Source organism: Fimbriimonas ginsengisoli Gsoil 348 (genome assembly GCF_000724625.1).
GTDB classification, from domain to species: Bacteria; Armatimonadota; Fimbriimonadia; order Fimbriimonadales; family Fimbriimonadaceae; genus Fimbriimonas; species Fimbriimonas ginsengisoli.
In genome coordinates, this window is the sequence record NZ_CP007139.1 from 2,493,537 (window position 1) to 2,514,316 (window position 20,780).

Here is a 20,780-nt window from a genome sequence, read left to right on the forward strand (position 1 = left end):
ACTTGCTCCTCGATCCCAAGATTCCGACCAAGATCGTTCACCTCGAAAAGACCTACGACCTCCTGCGGTTTGCCCCCGTCGCCGCAGTCGAAATGGAGATAGCGGAAACGCGGGAGCACTTTCGATCGGTTCCTCAGTTGGATTACCGGCCGGTTTCCGTAGGAACGGCTTGGGGCGAAAATTGGGGGAACGCCTGGTTCCGCGGGCGGGTCTCCGTTCCTGCGGAACTAGACGGCGAGTCGCTCTTCGTTCGTGCCGACACCGGCGCCCCGGAGAGCCTGTTCCTGGTCGACGGTGTCCATCGGGGTGTCTTCGATCCGTTCCACCCCGTTCGCCTTCTCGACCTTCGAGCGCAAGGCGGCAAGAGTTACGAGATCGCCCTGGAGGCGTATGCCGGCCACAGCTTCCCCGGAACCCAACCGTACGAGTACGTCCGCCCGACCGAGAACGCGGTCGAGGTGACTCCCGGGTGTCGGATTTACAAGGGCGTCGAGCTCGTTCGCGAGCGAGCCGACGTTAGCGCCTTCGTAAACGAGCTCCGAGCGCTCCGGCAGGTCGCCGCCGCGCTCGACCCGAACTCCTTAAGAAGGGCTCGTATTCAGACGATGTTCGGTGAGGTCTTCCAACTCGTCTACGCCAAGCCGGAAGAGACGGACGAGGCGACTTGGCGCGAGGCGATCGCCGAAGCCTGCAAAGTCATGCGACCGCTTCTGGAGGCGAAGAATGGCAGCAGCATTCCCCAGATGGGGATCGTCGGGCATTCTCACATCGACACCGCCTGGCTTTGGCCGATCCGAGAGACTTGGCGCAAGCTGGCTCGCACCTACTCCTCGGTGCTGAGCCTCATGGACCAGTACCCGGAGTTCCGCTTCACCCAGAGCGCTGCGTATCACTACGATGTGGTCCGACAGCTCTATCCCGAGATATTCGAACGGGTCCGGCAGCGGGTGCGGGAGGGTCGGTGGGAGGTCAACGGCGCCATGTGGATCGAGCCGGACTGCAACCTTCCATCCGGCGAGTCGTTCGTCCGCCAGCTCCTCGTCGGGCAGCGCGCCACCAGGGAGATGTTCGGCGTGACCTCCGACTGTTTCTGGCAGCCGGACGTCTTCGGCTACTCGGCGTCGCTTCCCCAGATCCTGCAGAGCGCCGACGTTCGGTTCTTCCTGACTACCAAACTGAGCTGGAACGACACGAACCGTTTCCCGTACGACACCTTCGTCTGGCAGGGGATCGACGGCAGCACGGTGATCTCTCACTTCAACGAGATGCAAGGATGGCCGGATCCGGAGTCGCTTACCCGCCTATGGGGGCAGGTGCAGCACAAAGACGTTCAGGATCGGCGTCTGGTCGGTTTCGGTCACGGCGACGGCGGGGGCGGCCCGATGGCCGAGATGATTGAGATCGCGCGGTTGACCGAAGACCTGGAGGGTTGCCCAAAGACCGCTTACACAAGCATGAGCGAGTTCATGAACGGGGTGCAGGACGAGCTGCCGGACCTGCCCCGGTGGGTGGGCGAGCTGTACCTCGAGCTGCACCGCGGCACCCTGACCTCGATCGCCGCGATCAAACGGTTCAACCGGAAGTGCGAATTCGCCCTCCGCGACGCAGAGCTCGCGGCGACCCTCGCGGCGCTGAACGGAACTCCGTACCCGCGCGAACCGATGCTGGATACGTGGAAGCGACTGCTTCTAAACCAGTTCCACGACATCCTTCCCGGCTCCTCGATCGCGGAGGTGAACGACGAAGCGCTCGACACCTTCGACCTCTGCCTCTCCGAAGCAAACTCCCTGCGCGACCAAGCGCTGGCCGCCATCGCCGGTAAAGGCGACCACGCCGTGCTCTTCAATAGCATGAGCTGGGTCCGCGGCGGTGAGATCGTCCTGAAAGGGTTGCCCGAGGGGCTGAGTCCGGCGGGCTCGGTCGCTCAGCCGATCGTTGACGTGGCGGGGGAACGGTCGCTGGCCGTGAGCGGCGTAGAAATTCCCGCGCTTGGGTTTACCGGCCTCCCCTTGGTTGCCGCCGAAGAGTGCGGCGCGTCGGCCTTCGGGCTAGATGATTTGGAGGTACGCACTCCCTTCGCCCATGTTCGATTCGACGAAAGCGGACGCATCATCTCCTTCTTCGATCTTGCGGCTCGGCGCGAGCTCGTCTCATTGGGGGGCACGTTCAACAACCTTCTCATGGGTGAGGACGTCCCGGCCGCCTGGGATAACTGGGACATCGACCGCGATCAGCGACACAAGCTGAAGTCAGCGGGCCGGCTGATCAAGAAGGAGGTCGTGGCCGACGGTCCGCTCCAACTCCGGATCCGGTTCGAATACGAGCTGGGTCGCGAGTCGCGCCTCGTTCAGGACGTCGTCTTCCACTCAACGACGCCGCGGGTTGATTTCGATACTTGGGTCGATTGGCACGAGCGGTACCAGTTCCTTAAGGTTGGCTTCGCCCTCGATGTGCTGGCGGAAACGGCCCGCCACGAGATCCAATTCGGTCACGTCGTTCGAAACGCGCACGACAATACCAGCCAGGATCGAGCGCAGTTCGACGTATGCACCCACAAATGGTCCGACATCTCCGAAACCGGCTATGGCGTCGCGTTTATCAACGATTGCAAATATGCCTGCACGATCAAGGAAGGGGAATACCGGCTGAGTCTCATTAAGTCCGGGCGGCGTCCGGACCCCCGAGGGGATGAGGGAGAGCACCGATTCGCTTACGCGATGCTTCCTCACGCCGGCGGGTTCTCCGTCGAGTCGGTCATCCGCCCGGCCTATGAGTTCAACGTGGACGTCACCGCGGCCCTGGGTGGCGGATCAGATTCCTTCTCGCTCGTACAAATCGATGCGCCGAATGTGATCGTCGAAGCGGTGAAGTGGGCGGAAGACGAAGACGCCGTGATCCTCCGGATTTACGAAGCCTCAAAGACCGGAACGCACGCCAAGCTCCGATTCGGCTTCGCCACAACGTCCGTGGAGGAGACGAACCTCCTGGAGGAGCGGCCGACTCCGGTCCGCTTGGAAAATGGCGAGGCAAAGCTCTACTTCCGCCCGTTCGAAATCCAGACCCTGCGGTGCCGACGGTGAGGTTGTATTGCGGCAACCTCTAAAGAGGCTTGTATACGAACCAAGAGAATTTTGCTTCGCCCGCAAGGGCGAATAGGCCGAACATGACGCCGGTGAAGCCGCCGGCGACCTCGGTGGAGAGCAGGCGGGTGGTTCCTTCCGCTAGCCAGTGGGGCTCTGCCTCTTGGACAAAACCGAGCCGGTAGGTTTTTGCATTCGCTTGGATGACAAGCTGCACGGGACCCTCAGGAATGGACGCCTCGGCGACGGTCGCGAAGAGGTCCGCCACTCGCCGCCGGACCTGAACCTTTCTGCCGGGAACCACCACGACCGAGTAGTGGTGACGCTCGTCGATCAGGACGCAAAGGCCGGCTTCGCCCCGGGTGTCGACGAGGGTCGACACTCGGACATCGAAATGACGTTGCCGGCGGCCGACCCAGGCGGCTCCGGTCGGGTCGTCCAGAGTCTTCCCCGTGGCCCGCAGGGTCAGGCCGTCCGAGCCGACCGACCACGAGGAGGGAACCGGGTTGCCACGGAAGAGCCACTCGAAGCCGAGCGACTCGAAGTTGTCCCGCTCGGGCGGGGCCGGCCAGGGAGACGAGGGGAGCGAGGGCGCCTTCATTTCGATGCAAACCCGTCCCAGGTCACCGACGATCGGCCAGCCGTTTTCCCAGGCGACTGGAGCGAGGAACGTCTCCCGGCCAAGGTGATGGACGACCGGATACGACGGCACCGGCCGGATTCCGAGGAGGACCGCCCACCAGGAGCCGTCGGGGGCCTCGACAAGATCGGCGTGACCGACGGTCTGGATCGGGTCGTCGTAGGTGCGGTGGCGATGGGTTAGGATCGGGTTGCTCGGGCACGGTTCGAACGGTCCCCACGGGGAATCGGATCGGGCAATCGACTCCATGTGCCCGAGCTCCGTGCCTCCTTCCGCGAGCATCAAGTAGTACATGCCGCCGATCCGATAGAGGTGAGGAGCTTCGGGATATTTCCCTTCCTTGCCACTCCAAAGCAGGGCTCGCTCGGACGTGAGCTCGCCCGTTTCGATATCGATCGTGAACTGCTGAATCCCGTCGTTCGATTGCGAGGTGAAGTAGACGGTCCCGTCCTCATCGAAGAATAGGGACGGGTCGATGCAACTCGTCCGCACCGGAATCGGCTCGGACCACGGCCCCTCGGGCCGCTCGGACCACACATAGAAGCAGCCGATCTGCGTGTTCGTGGTGATCATATAGAACCGGCCGTTCGCGTAGCGAATCGTCGGCGCGAATATCCCACCCGAGCTAAAAACGCCATCGAGCGGGAGCTGCGAGGGGCGGTCGAGTACGTGTCCGATCTGACGCCAGTGGACCAGGTCGCGACTGTGGAAGATTGGAACCCCAGGGAAATACTCGAACGAGCTAGCGACGATGTAGAAGTCGTCGCCCGAGCGGCAGATGCTTGGGTCGGGAGAAAAGCCAGGCAGGATCGGATTGGTAAAGGTCCTCATCTTCGCAATCGGGAAAGAGTTATATTTAACCGTAAATCATGATGCGCAATCGTTGCCGCTTTCCCTGGTGCTCAGCGGCTTCCATGGTCGAACCGTAGCCCGCTGGAGTGGAGGGGCAGTCCGGATAACGCAAAGCGTTGTAGCCGCAGGTTGGCTCGTACCTGCGCGGCAGCCCCTCAACGATGCGAATGTTTGGTCAAAGGGCGAAACGCTCTCGCGCAGGTACGAGCCAACTTGCGGCTACACGGCTTCGCCGTAGAGGCTAGCTGACACTAAAATTGGGCGGTTAGCATCATCCCCGCGGACCGGCCATCGATCCAGGGGGTGAGGAGGAGGCCGCGGTTTCGGGAGAGCTCCAGCCTGGCCGTGGCAAACCCGAGGGCGGCTCCGCCGAGGACGTCTAACGGACGATGTCGGCCCTCCCAGAGACGGGAGAGCGAGATAACGGTGGCGCCGGCGTACCAGAGGGGGGCTTCGCGCGGATGGAAGTCGGACTCCATGGTGGCGACGGCGAAAGCGGCGGTAGCGTGTTCGCTGGGGAAACTGTCGCGCTCGCCGGTGTCGGGACGGGGGACTCTGGTCAGCCGCTTCAACCCTTCGGCGAGGAGAACCGCCGAGAGCCCTGAATCTGCGGTGCGAAAGAAATGGTTCTTACCTTCGCTCCCGTCTCGTAGCAGCGGAAGGCCCACGCCGGCGGCGAGGAATAGATAGGTACCGGGTCCGGAAGCGAAGTTGGAGGAGGAATCCTGCGCTCGGGCGGTGGATGAAGCCAATACAAGGGATAAGGCCATTGCTCCGCAGGCTAGGGTTCGGCGGGCGACTGCGCTCATCGGCCCTTAGACGACGTTCGCCGGAATGAGGTTCCGCTACTCACATTCCTCCAAATTGAAGCGCGCAAGACTGAGTCCCATTTCGGATTTGGTCAATGGTGGCCGGCAGTTTGCACACCCCCCAACCCAGCAGGAGGAATACCACGATTCCCAAGAGGACGAACATTGCGCCCTTCGTCCATCTCAACCTCTGATGCTGTCGCAGGCGAATGGCGATCGAATCGTCTTCGCCTCCGAGGGCGGCGGCCATGAGCAGTCCGACCCGTTGGTAGTCGGCGTGTCGCTTTCGGGATTTCGCCGAGAAGAGAAAGAGTCGGAGAAACGGGTTGGCGGCTCCGACCGCACACAAAAGACTGAGCTGGTTGCGCTTCATCGTCGCACCTCCCAAGATTCCGCGGGAGCTGAGCTGAGCAGTTTCTCTCGAGCTTCCTCGTGGGCTCGGTAGAACTGGTATTTGACCGTGTTGAGGTTTCGATTCAGAATCCGGCTGATCTCCGGAAGGCCGAACCCCTCGGAATAGTAGAGGCTCAGTAACTCGCGCTGCTCGGGCGTGCAGGAATTCCAGTAGCCGCGCATCGCCTCGCGGAGCTCCACGCTCGCGAACTCGGAAGGGAAGTAGGGGGTGCCGTCCTCGGCCTGAAAAATGTCACCGCAAACCGGACGGCCCCGTTCACGACGCCAGTGGTCCTGGACGGTGTGGTAGCAAACCGAGTAGAGCCACGTTCGAACGCTACTGTTCCCGTCGAAGGTTGAGAAACCTTGCCAGGCTCTCATCCAGGTCTCCTGGAGAACGTCTTCACGATCCCGTTCCTGAACCCTACGGGCGATGAAGCGGCGGAGGTAGCTCGAGTTTTCGTCTACGACCAAGCCGAACGCTTCCCGATCTCGCCCTTTTGTCCCGCCGAAAAGGGAAGTTTTACGCCCTCCCTGGGAGAGCGCCGCCGGAACCAACATCGCCAAAAAGGCGAAAACCCTCTTTCTTGAAATAACAACGCCGCTAAACAGGGCTGCAGTATTCATGTTCCTAACGTTCGTCGCGCTCGAAGCGAAAGAAGTTGGGCCTTTTGTCGCGACATCCAACTTTTCTTGAAAGCCAGGCGACTACCCGCGCTGTGATGCTCGGACGCCGTTTCAATACCACTCGGTCGCTCCGAGCTCAGACTCGCGCCGCCGACGCCAGCGGGCAAGGATGCCCCGAGGTGCCGCCGGCGATTCATTGCAATGGAACGGAGCCCTTTTGAAAGGAGAGCCCCCTTCCCAGGTCCGAAAAACAGGAACGACCTTCCCATGAAAATCAGTTACAAAGGCTTCGTCATTTCTCTCGCCCTCTCCGCCGCCATTGCCGGCTGCGGAGGTTCGGGCAGCTCGAGCGGTTCGCCGGTTCCCCCGGCCGAGGTGCATAAGTTTGCGCAGACCAACCTAATTTCCGACCAGCCGGGGGCGGCGGTGCAAGACGCCGACCTCCTCAACCCGTGGTCGATCGCCTCTTCTGCCAACGGCCCGTTCTGGGTGACCGACAACGCCAGCGGAAAGGCGACGATCTACAACACGGCCGGCGCCAAGCAGGGGCTCGTCGTCAACGTCTCGGGTCCTCGGAACAACCCGAATTCGCCCGCTACCGGCGAGATCTTCAATTCGACCCCATCGTTCGTCATTCCGGGAGGAGCCCGGTCGATCTTCATCTTTTCCACTCTCGACGGCGTGATCTCCGCCTGGAGCGGCGGGAACCAGTCGGTGGTGGTGGCAGACCGGTCCGGGAACGGGGCCGGCTACACCGGTCTCGCTCTCGGCAACGTCGGAGGCAACAACTTCCTTTATGCCACCAACTTCGTCGGCGGAACTGTCGACGTGTTCGACGCCAACTTCGGCTTTGTGCGGTCGTTTACCGATCCCGGAATACCGCGCGGCTTCACGCCGTTTGGGATCCGGAACATCGACGGCCATCTGTTCGTGACGTACGCGAAGCTCCACGCCGGACGCGGCAACGGGTTCGTCGACGTTTTCGCAACGGACGGCACGTTGCTTAAGCGGCTCGTGACGGGCGCTGCACTCGACTCTCCTTGGGGCTTGGCCAAGGCCCCGGACGGCTTCGGTGGTTTCCATAACGCCTTGCTGGTCGGTAATTTCGGCGATGGACGCATCAATGCGTTCGACATCGACAGCGGCGCCACCCTGGGGGTGGTTGGCGATGCCAACGGTCGGCCGATCGTCCTCGACGGCCTCTGGGCGCTGACCTTCGGAAACGGGATCGCCGGTGGCTTGGCGGACAACCTTTACTTCACTGCCGGAATCGGCGGCGAGAAGCACGGCTTGTTCGGCTTCCTTGCCCCGGCTCCGTAATCGCTCGCCGGGACAGGTATCGGTGGCGCGGGTACCCCGCGCCACCGTTGATGACAAGCGTAGCTTCAACTGGTTTCCATTACAGCTACTGAAATGCTTGGGTACAGAACGAGCGGTGGCTAAACTGAAAGAGATGCTCTACGTCGCACCGCTCCTTTTCTCTCTTCTCGCGGCTTCACCAAGGCACGTTCAGGAGCCGGTCGTTGGGGCGGCGAATCCGGAGCGCCTCTTCACGAGCCGCGACCGGCGGCTCAACGCGAACAAGCAGGTGGTGCTTCACATCGTTCGCGACCTATTGGAGGCAGGGCACTGGAGCGATGCGCCCAAATACCTCTCGAATCGATACCTGCAACACAATCCGATGGTGGCATCGGGGCTGGCGCCAGTCATGGCGTTTTTCTCCGGGCGGCCGGAGCGGCCGATTCCTAAGCCTGGCGAGTGGAAGACCAAGGTGGTGTCGGTTGTTGCGGAAGACGATCTCGTCGTCGTCGCTACGGTTCGCGAATTGCCTCGACCGTCGGGAGCTGGGAGCTACACGACTACCTGGTTCGATATGTGGCGGATTCGAGATGGCAAAGCCGACGAGCATTGGGACGGAGCGGAACTCCCCCGCATTTCTCGGTAGCCCCGTTTAGCCGCGTTGCCTTGACTCGAGCATGCTCTCGACACCCACGGCTGCGAGTGCGCCTCCGACGTCGATGAGGACGTCGCGCGCGGTTCCAGTTCTCCCTTCGACGAATGTCTGGTGGAACTCGTCCAAAGCCGCGCCGAGGGTGACGAGCAGGAGAGCGGCTTCGCGATTCCTCCCCGAGTAGCGCAGCAGGGCGTACAGAACGGCGAACTCCGTGGCGTGCCATCCCTTTACGGGCAGCCACCACGCCTTACCCCAGATCGCCGCCAACCGCTCTCCCCGCTTACCGGGCGCTCGCCGGCGGATCTCCTTGTCGATCATCTCGCCGTTCACCGACTTGCACGAACTCGCGAAGATCATCGCATACCAGAGAAAGGGAACCAAGCTTCGCATCGCAAAGGGTGTGGACCTTTCTCGTAACGTTTGAGTTCGGGCAGCCCCAGGGATGAGGCCGGTGAAGGAGGAAGCTTGGATCCTTCTTCCCAGGCGTCAGACTAATAAGTGGTGAGCAGCGCGGAACGAGCACGGCGGCTGGTGCAGCGGTTTGGCTGGAACAGCACCTGTTACCAGATCGTGAATCCAGGCATCGATCGCTGGTTTTCAGCCGCGGGCGATTCCGTGGTCGGGTTCGTCAGGCGCATCGGAGTTCGCGTGGTCGCTGGAGCGCCGGTTTGCTCGATCGACCGTCTTCCCAACGTCGTTGAAGAGTTCGAACGGTGCCGAGCGGGGTGCGTCTGTTACTTCGGCGCGGAGGGGCGGATTCGAGAGCTGCTTGGCGGGCGCCCGGAATATAGCACCGTCGTCTTAGGTGCGCAGCCGATATGGCGCCCCGAGGAATGGTGTCGGCGCTTCGATGCCGATCCCACGTTGAGAGCCCAACGAAACCGAGCCGCCAACAAAGGAGTCGTCGTCGTCGAATGGCCCACCGAGAAGGCTACCAACCATCCAGAGCTTTGGCGGTGCTTGCACGAGTGGCTGGAGACAAGGGGGTTGCCCCCCCTCCACTTCTTGGTCGAACCGGAAACCCTCGGCGGCTTAGAGGGGCGACGCGTCTTTGTGGCGGAGAAGGAAGGCCGCCCCGTCGGCTTCGTCGTCCTTTCGCCCGTTCCAGAACGAAGGGGTTGGCTGACCGAGCAGTTCGTGCGAGGACGCGGCGCTCCTAACGGAACCGTCGAGCTCACGCTCGACACCGCTATCCGGGCGGTCGCGGCGGACGGTGACGAGTACGTCACCATGGGGATCGTCCCGCTCTCCAATCACGGCGTCGGCGCCAGCCACGGCAATCCAGCTTGGTTGCGGGCGCTACTAGCATGGGTTCGCGCCCACGGGCGCAGGTTCTATCACTTCGACGGTTTGGACGAATTCAAGTCGAAATTCCATCCCGAAGAATGGGAGCCGATCTACGCAATCTCCAAGGAGTCTCGATTCTCCTTCCGCACCCTCTACGCCATTGCGGCGGCGTTCACCGACGGTCCACCCGCGCTAGCCGTTGCCAAGGGGTTGGCCAAGGCGGTTCGTCAAGAGTTTCGCTGGCTCCGGAGATCGTTGGCCGCCGCCGAGTAAAATGGGCTGTGAGACCTCGCGTTCTCCTCGCTCTCCTCGGGTTGCTTCCCGCCTTGGCCGCCGCCCAAACCGACTCCCAAATCGCGGTTAACGCCGGCACGATTTCCCGAACCATCGATCACTCCAAAGTGCGTATCGACCAATCGCTGGGCGCTCAGGTGCCGCTGGATGCCTCGTTCCTCGATCGAACCGGTAAGACGGTGGCCTTCGGCGATCTGCTGGCCGGCAAGCCGGCGCTTGTCCTCCCGATCTTTTACAAGTGCAAGGGGATCTGCGGCCTCGAACTGCAGGGCGCGATCGCGGCGATCAAGGGGCTGAAGCAGAGCCGCCTCGGGCGCGACTTCAACGTCATCGTCCTAAGCATCCATCCCAAAGAGACGCCGGACTTGGCACAAGGGAAGTACGCGTCGACCATCGACGAGGTCGCCTTGCCCGGGACCGAAGGCGGCTGGAGGTTCCTGGTGGGCGACTGGGCAAACATCCACAAGGTCACCGACACTCTCGGCTTCAAGTACACCTACAACGAAGCGAAAGACGCCATCGACCACCCATCCGGAGTCATGTTCGTGACTCCGCAAGGTGTCGTGTCGAGCTACATTTACGGGGCGGTTTATACGCCCGAGCAGTTCGAGCGAAACTTCGCCATCGCCGGCCATTCGAAGGTGGGCGCCAAGGCACAGGAGATCTTCTTCGGCTGTATCCACCTCGACCCGCTCACCGGCAAACGAAGCCTGGTTGTTCAGAACGTCATCAAAGTCGCCGGCGCCGCGACCGTGCTGACGCTTGGACTATCGATCTTCGTGCTGTCCGGCAAGGCCCGGTTCCGAAAACGAAAGCCAGCCTAACCGCCGTGTGGTACGACACCTCCGGACGCCAGGTGGAAAGGGTCTCGCAGAAGTTGGTGCTCTGGAAAGGGGAACGTAGTGCCGGCGGTAAGGTGCGTTTCAGAGCTCCGTCGTGGTCATCCGCCGCCTAGGTGTTTGGGCAAGTCTCTTGCGCTGTGAAGGATGCGCAATACGTAAACGCCCTCGGGGATTCTCTGATAAATGATCCGATGGGCATACGTTGCGCCAGGCCACTTGACGACAACCAAAAACCTCCCTGGTCGTTGGTCGATCGGATTGCCGTATCCGCGGAGTTCGGCGGCCCGCTGCGCTTCTTCTTTTAGCAGATCGGTATAGCGTTCGGCCTGATCCCAACCCCAATGGCGGGTCGTGTGGGTATGGATCTCCGCGAGGTCAAGGGCGGCCTCCTCACTGTAGAGGACTAAGCCTTGGGGGTGGGGGCCGCTGCTTGCATCCATGCCTCGGTTCGCTTCCTGGCCTGCCGGTGGGCTTCTTCTGCACTCATGCCCTTGCCAGGCTCATAAGGAGCCACGACGTCGATCGCGGCCAACTCCTCGGGCGTAAGCGTCACCGGCTCCTTAACTTTTTCGATCATGGCTCGGCTCTCTACTTCAATCTTACGCCATTTCAGGTTCAAAGTTACCTTATAGGGGTACGCCCGCCTGCTCCGCGACCATTCGCACATGAGCGGCGGCTTCTTTGTATTCTTCCTCGGAGGGCAGATGTTCGATGAGCACCGGCATGTCCGCGTCGAGCCCGTCGTGAATCGCGCGTAAACAGGCGGCGATGTCGAACCGGCCGAGCCCGGGGCGCACTTCTTGAAGGTGCACGGTCAGGCGGGGCTCGAGCACGATGTCTTTGAGGTGGACCGCCGTGATGTGGGGGCCAACCTTGTCTACAAACTCGCGGACAAGCCCACCGGTATCGAAAAACCGCCGCGGTGAATTCACGATGTTTACGGGATCAAAGTGAATTCCGAAAGCCGGACGGTCGATGGCTTTGACGAGGTCGAGCGAGCTCTCCCAGCCGTCCGGGACCATGTACGGCATCGTCTCGATGGAGTACTTCGCGCGCGTTGGCTTGACCGCATCGATTACGTTGCGGACCGTCTCCACGATGGCGTGGAACGCTTCGGGGGTTACGTCTCTCGGGTCGGGGCCATCCCACCGTTCGCCGAGGCTTCCCGCGATGTTCACGCAGCATCGGGCGCCGACGAGGTCGGCCAGCACCAGGCGCTCCTTGCATTTCTCCACCGCTTCTTTTCGGCGTTGGGGATCTGGAGAAAGAGGGTTGTTCCAAATCCCGACCTCGGCAATGAGCAGGTCTGCCTCGCGCGCGGCGGCGGCGAACTCCGCCGGATTGGGCACGTCCCCGGGAAAGTAGGCTGCGCTGTAGCCCGCATCGCGATGCGCCGCTACCCAACTGTGCGGGTCCGTCCAACCAAAAACCGGCCCGCCGAACCTCATGCGAGCGGCGTCCGTTTCTGTTCGAGAAGCTCGATCATCGTCCCGATTTGCTCCTGCCCGTCGAAATAGGCGTACTGCCCATCTCCCATGTCGCCGCGCTGAATCATGGTCACGCCGTGTTCGTCGAGGAACGTTTTGGATTGCCGCATGTCGTCGGTCCAAAAGGCGATGTGGTGCAGACTCTCTCCTCGCTTGTCGTAACCCTCGTACCAGGCGCTATCCTTTCCGATCGGCTCGATGAGCTCGAGCTGAACGCAGCCGATGTCGAAGAAGGCGAGCTTCGCGCGGTCGTTGGTCGGCTTACCGCGGTACGTGCCATTCACCTCGCTTCCCGGATCGGTGACGATGATATTCGGTGGGTCGACTCCAAGAACGGCGGCCCATCGCTGCACCGCCAGCTCCATGTCCTTCACCACGATCGCCACCTGCGCGAGCTTCTTATTTCCGAGACTCATGGTGGTGAGTTTAGTAGAAATGGGAACGCTCGTAGTCCGGAGCCCCTCTCCCTCCTTCGGATGCATGTGCCGACGAGGGAGAGGGGTTGGGGTGAGGGAGCAAGCGAACGTACGTTCGCCATGTCCTGGAAGGACATGGGACCCACTGGCTGGAAGCCTAATGCCATCCAGTTTTTGCCCAGGCGAACTCTCGGAGAATACAAACACAGAGGCACAGAGACACGAAGGCACGGAGTTCTTGGCAATGGGACGTGCGGATGGGGCAAACGCCGACTGGATCTTTGTGTCTTTGTGCTTGGCGCCTTTGTGTTAACTCCGGACGGAAGGTTCGTTCGAAAAACTGATGGCATTAGGCTGGAAGCCAGTGCCACATTGCCGCCGGCAAAGTCAGGCTTGCAAGCTTTGGCAGACGGTAGTCAATTTCTCCGCGAAGAGGTCGAAATCCTCGAGACGGGGAATGGTGATCCGAACTCCTCGATCCAGCGGGGGCTGGCCGGGTTTTCGGACGAAGATTCCGGCTTCGAGCAGCGCCTTCATCGCCGAGACGGCGCGATCCTTCGTGCCGAAATCCACGAGCACGAAGTTGGTGTGGGAAGGCAAGGCTCGAAGTCCGAGCGACTCGGCTAGTGCTTCCATCTTTACACGCCCTAAATCGGCTTGCTGGACGACGAATCGGAGAAACTCCGGATCTTCGAGCGAGGCGATCGCTCCCGCGGCGGCCACGGAATTGACGCCGAAGTGCATCCGAATCCGGTCGATGAGTCCCACCATCTCCACATGGCCGACCGCGTAGCCGACTCGCAAGCCCGCCATCCCGTACCCTTTGGAAAAGGTGCGAACCCGGACGACACTCGCGTCCGATGTATCGATCGGCGGCAGATCGTTGGTGAAGTCGGCATACGCCTCGTCCATGAGCAACAGTGTTCGTTCCGGGAGCTGTGCTCGAAAATCGCTTAGCTCCTTTGAGGTGAGCAAGGAACCGGAGGGATTGTCGGGATTCGCCACGTACACGATGCGAGCGTCGGTTCGCAGAACCTCCGCCAGCAAAGCCGCCAGATCCACGGCGTCGTTTCGATAAGAAACCCTCGCGATCTGAGCCCCTGCGCCCAGCGCGCCGTACTCTAACGTGGGATAGCTGCCCAAGGTGGTGACGACGAAGTCGCCCGGATCGCAGTAAGCCCGGCAAAGCAGGGCCAGCAGGTCGTCGATGCCGGTGCCGACCATGACCTCTTCAACGCGAACGCCATGGTGAGCGGCGATCGCCGCCCGGAGATCCCAACCGTCGGGCTGGGAGTAATTCTGCCCCTGCGCCGCCTGAGCGACCATCGCCTCGATCGCGCGCGGCGACGGCCCGAATGGGCTCTCGTTCGCTCCCAACCGCAAAGTGAATTTTCGGCCAAGCTGCCTCTCCAGCGTTTCCGGTCCGAGGAAGGGAGCGGTAGAGGGAAGGGAGGCAACGAGCGCGGAGGGAATCGGCATGGCGCGAGATTACCGTCGTGGCACGTAGCGTCGGCGCCCTCGCCGATGAACCTGGTGTACCTTCGGTACACCAGGCGCAGGTACGAGCCAACCTGCGGCTACACGACTTCGTCGTAGGGATCCGGCTTAAGGTAGGCGAGGGGTGAAATCTGTCTCGGGCTTGACTTGGCGGCAGTAGGCGGCCATGAGGCGGGCGCAGTTTTCGACGTCGGTTAGCGACAGCAGCTCGCACGGAGTGTGCATATAGCGGAGGGCGACGCCGACGATGCCGACGGCCATACCGGCGCGGTTGAGCTGCATCGCGTTGCCGTCGGTTCCGGTGCCGCCGGGGGCCACGTCGATCTGGTAGGGGATCTCTTCTGCCGCCGCGCCCGCGCGGATCATCTTCACGACGTTCGGGTTGGCGTTCGCCCCGCGCATCACGCTCGGTCCCTTACCGACGTCGAGAGCGCCATGCTTCGTCTTGCTCACGCTCGGATAGTCGATCGCATGGTTCACGTCTACGGCGAGTCCGCTTTGCGCGTTGATCCAATAGGCGCTGGTACGAGCGCCGCGGAGGCCGATCTCTTCTTGGACGGTCGCGGTGGCGTAGACGCCGACGCCGGGATCGAGGCCGCCGTCCTCCTTTAGAAGCCTCAGCGCCTCGGCGACGATGAACGAACCCATCTTATTGTCGAACCCACGGGCGGTCGCGCGGTCGTTCATGAGCATCTCAAACTCGTATTGGAAGGTGACGACGTCGCCGATCTCCATCACTTCTTCCACTTGCGCTCGCGAAGTCGCCCCGATGTCGATCCAGAGATCTTCCAGGTCCGGTTTCCGCTTTCGTTCATCGTCCTTCAGAAGATGGATCGCCTTACGGCCGATGATGCCGGGGATCTTTTCCTTGCCATGCACCCACACGCGCTGGCCGATCGGAATAACGCTATCGTGGCCGCCGATCCCGGAGAAGTAGAGCAGCCCCTCGTCGCTGATGTAATGGACGATAAAGCCGATCTCGTCCATGTGCCCTGCGAGCATGATTCGCATCTCTGCCTGGGGGTTTAGGATTGCCGCTACGTTTCCGTGAACGTCGGTTCGGACGTCGTCGGCGAAGGGACGGGTGTAGTTGCGGTAGATCTCCGCCGCCCGTTCTTCGTAGCCGGACGGGCTGGGGACGTTAACTATGGCCTTGAAGAACTCAAGCGACTCCGGACGCATAAGGGTGAGGATAGCACTAGAGGGTCCTTCGGTACGTTGCGGCAAACGTGCCAAGATCTTGGGTCGTCCGAATCTCCAAGAGACCTTGCGCCATCTTTTACTTATCACCCCATGCTTTCGTCGCGTGCCCTCAGTGGAAACTATCTCGGCCTGAAGAAGGTCAGGGAGGGTCGCGAGGACGAGTTGAGCCCGAAGGAGCGCAAGGAGCTTCAGAAGGCGAAGCCGGACGTCGATTTGGCCCTTCGCGGAGACGGCACCTTTAAGAGGCAGGTCACAGAGGGTACTTGGGAAGTCGAGGGGGAGCGCGTGGTGTTTAAGCCAACCACGTTTGGCGGCGAGTCGCTTGAGAAAATGAAATCTCGGACCGAGGAAATGGGGCGCACTTTCACCCTCGGGTTCGTCTTCGCCCCCTTTGAACTGGCGATCGAGGGCGAAGCCCTCGTCACGCCGGACGAGAACGCCATCATCGTTACCGAGTTTCGGCGGCAGTGGTAGTTCCCGTAGCGTCGGCGCCCTCGCCGATGATCCGGAAGCCGAAAGAATGTCGTATCCTATCGGAACCCCGTTCGGACGCTTCGCGGGGCTGGAGTCGCTGTTGATATACCCGTCGATCAGCAAGGTCGCTGTTCGCCTCGCCCTCGTAATACTCGGGGTCGGGGCGGCAATGTCGGCACTTGCCGCACCTAAAGTTTCTCTGCGCTTCACCGTCTGGGACGGTGACGAGTCGCTCAAGGTCCTTCACCGGGTCGTCGAGCAGTTCATGAAGGAGAATCCGGACATCGAGGTCAAGCTCGAAAGCAATCCGGATTACACCACCTACCATCAAAAGATGTTGACCCAGTACGCGGGCAACACCGCGCCCGATGTGGCGATGATGGACCCGGGGCACTTCACCGCCCTCGCCAATCGCGGCGCGCTTCTCAACCTGAACGACTTTATGAAGCGGACGCCCGGCTTCGACATCGGCAAGTACTACAAGCCGATCGTCGACGCTCACTCCCTCAACGGGAATCTGTACGTCCTTCCGCGCGATATCGCCCCGTCCGGGTTGGTCTACTACAACAAGGAAGCGTTCAAAGAAGCGGGGATTCCGCTCCCGGACGGCACTTGGACCTGGGATTTCAAGGAGCGCCCGGAGCTCAAAGAGAAAGATTTTCTTTGGGTGATGCACAAGCTCACCAAGGTCGGCTCCGATGGAAAGCCGACCCGCTATGGATACGTCTCCGGGTGGCCAGGGCTTTTCGCCGACACGCTGATGTACTCGTACGGGCTTCAGCCGGCGAACGATAACCAGCACCCGACCAAAGTGTTGTACGGGTCGCCGGAAATGAAGAAGGTTTACACCCTTCTTCAAGATTTGACGCTGGAGAAAAAGTGGTCCCCCAGCAGCGTCGATGTCTCCAATGTCCTCCAACAGAACACGACGTCCCTGTTCGTTAAAGGAAAGGTCGCAATGTTCCAGAACGGTATCTGGGAAGTGCCGAACGTCCGCCGGGACATGAAGCCGGACTCCAAGGAGTTCTTCGATTGGGACATCGCCATGTTCCCGGCGTACGCCAACGGCCACCGTGGGTACGCCACCGGCGGCTCGGGCTACTGCATCTTTTCCAGCACTCCGCACCCGGAGGAGTCGTGGAGGCTCTGTCGTTACATGGCCGGTCCCGTAGGGATGCGCGCGATGGCGCAAGCCGGCATCGCCCAGCCGGCGATCCGGGAAGTCGCGCTCTCCGATTGCTGGATTCCCGGTCCGAACACTCCCAAAGAGCAGCAGTGGCCCCATAACCGGATCATCACCGACACCGAAGTTCAGTACGTGAATTTTGGCCCGACCGCCGAGATCTGGCCAGAGATTTCGGCGATCATGGGCTCGCGCCAAGATTCGGTCTACAACGGCTTGATGAAGCCTGAAGAGGCGCTGGGAACCGGTGCGATAGAGTCGCAGCAGCGGCTGGATGCGCTCTTGAAAGAGGAGACGCTCCCGCTTTTCAATTGGGGCTATGGCGTGGCGCTCGGCGTACTCATCATCGCGGTGGTCTTATTCGCGGTGTATTGGCCGGAGCGAAAGCTGCGGTACACGCGCCGCCAGAAGAAAGAGAACGCGGCGGCCTATCGGTTCCTCAGCCCATGGCTCATCGGCCTCTGCCTCTTTACGCTCGGCCCGATGATCCTTTCGCTGATCATGAGCTTCCTGAACTGGGACATGATCCGCCCTGCTCAATGGCGAGGAGTGCATAACTACACGGAGGCCATGACGGAGGATCCTCGCTTCTGGATCTCCCTGAAAGTCACGGCGTATTACACGCTGGTTTCTACTCCGTTGGGAATCCTCATCGCCCTTATGCTGGCAATGCTCCTAAACCAAAAGGTGCGCGGCATCCCGCTCTTCCGAGCGATGTTCTATATCCCGACGATCGCGAGCACCGTTGCCATGACGCTAGTAACGCGTAAGATCATGTCGCCCGACGAAGGGCTGCTAAACACGATCCTGTACAACCCGATCTTCGAGAAGACGCTCCATCTGGGCAGCCTGCTCAACCAATGGTCCGGCACAAAGCCGGGCGAGCATGTGAACTGGCTGGGTAACGAACACACGACGATGCCCGCGGTTATCCTCTTATCCCTGGTTGGAGTCGGCGGAACGATGCTGATCTTGCTTGCCGGGCTGCAAGGGGTGCCGCAGTATTACTACGAAGCCGCGACGGTCGACGGAGCGAGCGCCTGGCGCCGGTTCAGGTCGATCACTTTGCCGATGATCACCCCTTCGATCTTCTTCACGATGATTACGGGCTTCATCGGGTCGTTCCAGGTCTTCACGCAAGTCTTCGTCATCACGAACGGCCAAGGGGGCGGGCCGAATAACTCGCTTTGGGTCTACATGATCGCGTTGTACAGCAATGCTTTCCAGACCTTGCGCATGGGCTACGCGGCCGCGCTCGCGTGGGTGCTGTTCCTCATCATCCTTATCATCACTCTTCTCCAAATGCAGGCAAGCAAACGATGGGTTTACTACGAGGCGGAAGCTAAATGAGCACGGTGCCAGTGGAACTGCTGTCCCCCGAGGCGGAGCGTTACCGAACCGCGACCAACCGAGCTGAGAAAGCGAATGCGGCGGCGCGGGCTTTGCTTTGGCTTCTCCTGTTGGTGGGATCGATCATCTTCTTGATTCCGCTCTACTTGATGCTGGCGATGTCGCTCAAGTCCTCGTCGGAACTTGCTCACACTTCCTCGTGGGCTTGGCCCCAACAGATCACGTTCGAGAACTTCCAGAAGGTTCTTACCAACCCAAACGCCCCGTTCTTTCTTTTCTTCAAGAACACGTTGGTGATTGCCTCCCTGGGGACCTTGGGAGTGTTGTTCTCTTCTAGCCTGGTCGCCTACCCGTTCGCGAGGCTGAGGTTCCGAGGCCGCGATCGGCTGTTCATTCTTCTGCTCAGCACGATGATGCTTCCCGGCGTGGTCACCATGATTCCGACCTACGTGTTGTTCACTCACCTGTACTGGGTCGACACGATCAAGCCGCTGGTGGTCCCTGCGTTCTTCGGGGGCGGCGCTTTCAACATCTTCCTGATTCGCCAGTTCTTCATGGGAATCCCCCGCGAACTCGACGAGGCGGCCCTGATCGACGGCGCTAGTCACGCGACGATTTTCTGGCAGGTCATCATGCCGAACTCGGGCGCGGTGCTGGCGACGGTGGGCATCTTCTCGTTCATCTTCAACTGGAAGGACTTTATGGGGCCGCTGCTGTACCTGAACAGCCCCGATCGACAGACTCTCGAACTCGGTCTCCGAACCTACCAATCTCTGCAGGCGGAGCAGTGGCATCTGCTGATGGCCGGTTCGGTCATCGTCGTGATTCCGTTGCTCGTGATCTTCCTTCTTGGTCAGAAATGGATCATCCGTGGGATCGCGATGACGGGTGGCAAGTAGGAAATCGTTCGCCAATCGTTGCGGTTAGGTTCGCAACGAAACCCATTGGCGAAAGCAGTTGAATTAGAGTTCAATACTCGTAAGGCTCAACGTTGCGTTTGCTCTCCCCTTGGCAGCCGCGAGCCCTATTTTTTCGCCCGGCCATCGCCACCCTTACGGACCGCAGAGCTCCAGCTCTGCCCGCGTTGTCAAAGACAACGCACCGCGGCTCACATTGCACTTGCTTTGGCTACGGGCTTGAGAGCGGCATTCCCACCGACCAATCGACGCCCAAATGCCTGGCGACGGTGGCGCCGATCGCCGTCATTCCCTCCACGTCCCCCAGCGGTCCTGAGCCGGCTCCTATAACACAGACCGGCACGTACTCGCGGGAGTGGTCGGTCGATGGCGAGGTGGGGTCGTTGCCGTGATCGGCGGTAATGATGAGCAGGTCGTCCGGCGTCAGCCGAGCCATGAGGTCGCGAAGCACCGGATCGAATGCCTCTAACGCCCTCGCGAATCCGACCGGGTCGTTGCGATGGCCGTACAGCATGTCGAAGTCTTCGAAGTTGGCGAAGATAAACCGCGCATCGCTTTCGAGTGCTTGCCACAGCATTTGTGTGTGTTCGACGTTGCTCTGGGTCCGGTGGACGGGCAGGAAGCCTCGGCCGCCGAACAGTTCGGGCACAACGCCGATGCCGAAGACGCCCCCGATTTGATCGATGAGATTGGGCGGCGCGGGAAGTGGGAAGTCTTGCCGGCGCTCCGTCCGCTTAAAACTGCCAGCCTCCCCGACAAAGGGGCGGGCGATGACGCGTTGAACGTCGTTCGGCGGAACGCAGATTTCTCGTGCGATCCGACACATCTCGTACAGCCGCTCGATAGGGACGACTTCCTCGTGAGTGGCGATCTGGAAGACGGAATCGGCGCTGGTGTACACGATCGGCTGCCCTGACTTCACGTGCTCAGGCCCCAACTCGTCGATGATCGCGGTGCCGCTGGCGGCCTTGTTGCCGAGGATCCGGGTGCCGATCCGCGCCTCAAACTCCTCGATTAGGTCGGCCGGAAAGCCGTTTGGGTAGGTGGGGAAGGGGCGCTCGGTGACGACTCCCATCATCTCCCAGTGCCCGGTGACGGAGTCTTTCCCCATCGAAAGCTCTCGTAGCCGCCCCCATCTACCCGTAGCATCGGCCCCCAGCCGATGAATCCCCCCGGCATCAAGAAACCCGATCGACTCCAACGTTGGCGCATCGAACCCGCCGACCGCTTCCCATACGTGCTTGATCGTCGAAGGATGGTCGTAATCCCCGAACGCGGGCGCGTCCGGCGCCTCCCCGGCTCCGCATCCATCCAGCACGATAACGATCGCTCGCTTCATGTCTTCATCGTGGCATGCCGCCTGTAGCGTCGGCGTTTCGCCGATGTTTCAGTTGAAGCCAGGTCCGGGCGGGACGCCCGGGGTCCGAGGGGCGGACGGGACGTCCGCGCTCCGGGGAACCGCTTTCGTGGTTTTC

The 20,780-nt window shown here is 61.2% G+C and carries 20 protein-coding genes; 8 read left to right on the forward strand and 12 right to left on the reverse strand.

From position 1 onward, the window contains the following. Nucleotides 1-2 precede the first annotated feature (2 nt). Entirely contained in the window at nt 3-3,080 is a 3,078-nt protein-coding gene (locus OP10G_RS11470; protein WP_025225746.1) for an alpha-mannosidase, read from the forward strand. A gap of 19 nt (nt 3,081-3,099) precedes the next feature. Here OP10G_RS11470 and OP10G_RS11475 read toward each other — a convergent pair whose 3' ends face one another. From OP10G_RS11475 to OP10G_RS24470, 4 genes are all read right to left on the reverse strand, one after another. Then, nucleotides 3,100-4,551, reverse strand: a complete 1,452-nt coding sequence (locus OP10G_RS11475) for a glycoside hydrolase family 43 protein (RefSeq protein ID WP_025225745.1) — start codon at nt 4,549-4,551, stop codon at nt 3,100-3,102. Between the two features lie 272 nt (nt 4,552-4,823). Continuing rightward, nucleotides 4,824-5,342 carry a phosphatase PAP2 family protein gene (locus OP10G_RS11480; RefSeq protein WP_025225744.1) on the reverse strand — a complete coding sequence of 173 codons (519 nt, stop codon included), beginning with the start codon at nt 5,340-5,342 and terminating at the stop codon, nt 4,824-4,826. A gap of 79 nt (nt 5,343-5,421) precedes the next feature. Beyond that, nucleotides 5,422-5,754 carry a hypothetical protein gene (locus OP10G_RS11485; protein WP_025225743.1) on the reverse strand — a complete coding sequence of 111 codons (333 nt, stop codon included), beginning with the start codon at nt 5,752-5,754 and terminating at the stop codon, nt 5,422-5,424. Next, entirely contained in the window at nt 5,751-6,401 is a 651-nt protein-coding gene (locus tag OP10G_RS24470) for an RNA polymerase sigma factor (RefSeq protein WP_052547710.1), read from the reverse strand. Before OP10G_RS24470 ends, OP10G_RS11485 begins: the two co-directional genes overlap by 4 nt. 267 nt (nt 6,402-6,668) lie before the next feature. On the opposite strand from OP10G_RS24470, the gene OP10G_RS11495 reads away from it, so the two are divergent. Then, nucleotides 6,669-7,721 carry a TIGR03118 family protein gene (locus OP10G_RS11495; RefSeq protein WP_025225741.1) on the forward strand — a complete coding sequence of 351 codons (1,053 nt, stop codon included), beginning with the start codon at nt 6,669-6,671 and terminating at the stop codon, nt 7,719-7,721. Between the two features lie 133 nt (nt 7,722-7,854). Next, complete coding sequence (locus tag OP10G_RS11500; RefSeq protein WP_052547713.1) at nt 7,855-8,346, forward strand: nuclear transport factor 2 family protein; 492 nt, start codon at nt 7,855-7,857, stop codon at nt 8,344-8,346. A 6-nt stretch (nt 8,347-8,352) separates the two neighbouring features. On the opposite strand, the gene OP10G_RS24475 is transcribed toward OP10G_RS11500, so the two are convergent. Then, the gene (locus OP10G_RS24475) at nt 8,353-8,745 is read right to left on the reverse strand and encodes a VanZ family protein (protein ID WP_025225739.1); all 393 of its coding nucleotides are present in this window, start codon (nt 8,743-8,745) and stop codon (nt 8,353-8,355) included. Nucleotides 8,746-8,856: 111 nt separating this feature from the next. Between OP10G_RS24475 and OP10G_RS11510 the strand changes: the two genes are divergently transcribed. Both OP10G_RS11510 and OP10G_RS11515 read left to right on the forward strand, forming a co-directional pair. Next, entirely contained in the window at nt 8,857-9,915 is a 1,059-nt protein-coding gene (locus tag OP10G_RS11510) for a DUF2156 domain-containing protein (RefSeq protein WP_158409200.1), read from the forward strand. Between the two features lie 8 nt (nt 9,916-9,923). Next, the gene (locus OP10G_RS11515) at nt 9,924-10,760 is read left to right on the forward strand and encodes an SCO family protein (protein ID WP_025225737.1); all 837 of its coding nucleotides are present in this window, start codon (nt 9,924-9,926) and stop codon (nt 10,758-10,760) included. A 116-nt stretch (nt 10,761-10,876) separates the two neighbouring features. On the opposite strand, the gene OP10G_RS27870 is transcribed toward OP10G_RS11515, so the two are convergent. The 6 genes from OP10G_RS27870 to OP10G_RS11545 form a co-directional block, all read right to left on the reverse strand. Further along, nucleotides 10,877-11,218 carry a type II toxin-antitoxin system RelE/ParE family toxin gene (locus OP10G_RS27870; RefSeq protein WP_025225736.1) on the reverse strand — a complete coding sequence of 114 codons (342 nt, stop codon included), beginning with the start codon at nt 11,216-11,218 and terminating at the stop codon, nt 10,877-10,879. Beyond that, the gene (locus OP10G_RS26825; RefSeq protein WP_158409201.1) at nt 11,182-11,355 is read right to left on the reverse strand and encodes a hypothetical protein; all 174 of its coding nucleotides are present in this window, start codon (nt 11,353-11,355) and stop codon (nt 11,182-11,184) included. The genes OP10G_RS27870 and OP10G_RS26825 overlap by 37 nt, the downstream gene beginning before the upstream one ends. A gap of 49 nt (nt 11,356-11,404) precedes the next feature. Continuing rightward, nucleotides 11,405-12,226 carry a sugar phosphate isomerase/epimerase family protein gene (locus OP10G_RS11530; RefSeq protein WP_025225735.1) on the reverse strand — a complete coding sequence of 274 codons (822 nt, stop codon included), beginning with the start codon at nt 12,224-12,226 and terminating at the stop codon, nt 11,405-11,407. After that, the gene (locus tag OP10G_RS11535; protein WP_025225734.1) at nt 12,223-12,681 is read right to left on the reverse strand and encodes a VOC family protein; all 459 of its coding nucleotides are present in this window, start codon (nt 12,679-12,681) and stop codon (nt 12,223-12,225) included. Before OP10G_RS11535 ends, OP10G_RS11530 begins: the two co-directional genes overlap by 4 nt. A gap of 387 nt (nt 12,682-13,068) precedes the next feature. Then, the gene (locus OP10G_RS11540; protein ID WP_025225733.1) at nt 13,069-14,160 is read right to left on the reverse strand and encodes an aminotransferase class I/II-fold pyridoxal phosphate-dependent enzyme; all 1,092 of its coding nucleotides are present in this window, start codon (nt 14,158-14,160) and stop codon (nt 13,069-13,071) included. Nucleotides 14,161-14,286: 126 nt separating this feature from the next. Further along, a complete protein-coding gene (locus tag OP10G_RS11545) occupies nt 14,287-15,360 on the reverse strand; it encodes a M42 family metallopeptidase (protein ID WP_025225732.1) in 1,074 nt (357 codons plus the stop codon). Nucleotides 15,361-15,471: 111 nt separating this feature from the next. On the opposite strand from OP10G_RS11545, the gene OP10G_RS11550 reads away from it, so the two are divergent. The 3 genes from OP10G_RS11550 to OP10G_RS11560 are packed head-to-tail and all read left to right on the forward strand — an operon-like array spanning nt 15,472 to nt 19,287. Next, nucleotides 15,472-15,855: a hypothetical protein gene (locus OP10G_RS11550; RefSeq protein WP_025225731.1), complete on the forward strand. Its 384-nt coding sequence runs from the start codon at nt 15,472-15,474 to the stop codon at nt 15,853-15,855. Nucleotides 15,856-15,901: 46 nt separating this feature from the next. After that, entirely contained in the window at nt 15,902-18,388 is a 2,487-nt protein-coding gene (locus OP10G_RS24480; RefSeq protein WP_025225730.1) for an extracellular solute-binding protein, read from the forward strand. Then, entirely contained in the window at nt 18,385-19,287 is a 903-nt protein-coding gene (locus tag OP10G_RS11560; RefSeq protein ID WP_025225729.1) for a carbohydrate ABC transporter permease, read from the forward strand. The genes OP10G_RS24480 and OP10G_RS11560 overlap by 4 nt, the downstream gene beginning before the upstream one ends. Nucleotides 19,288-19,516: 229 nt before the next feature. Here OP10G_RS11560 and OP10G_RS11565 read toward each other — a convergent pair whose 3' ends face one another. Then, nucleotides 19,517-20,644, reverse strand: coding sequence for a phosphopentomutase (locus OP10G_RS11565; protein ID WP_025225728.1), 1,128 nt, complete (start codon nt 20,642-20,644; stop codon nt 19,517-19,519). Nucleotides 20,645-20,780: the final 136 nt, after the last annotated feature.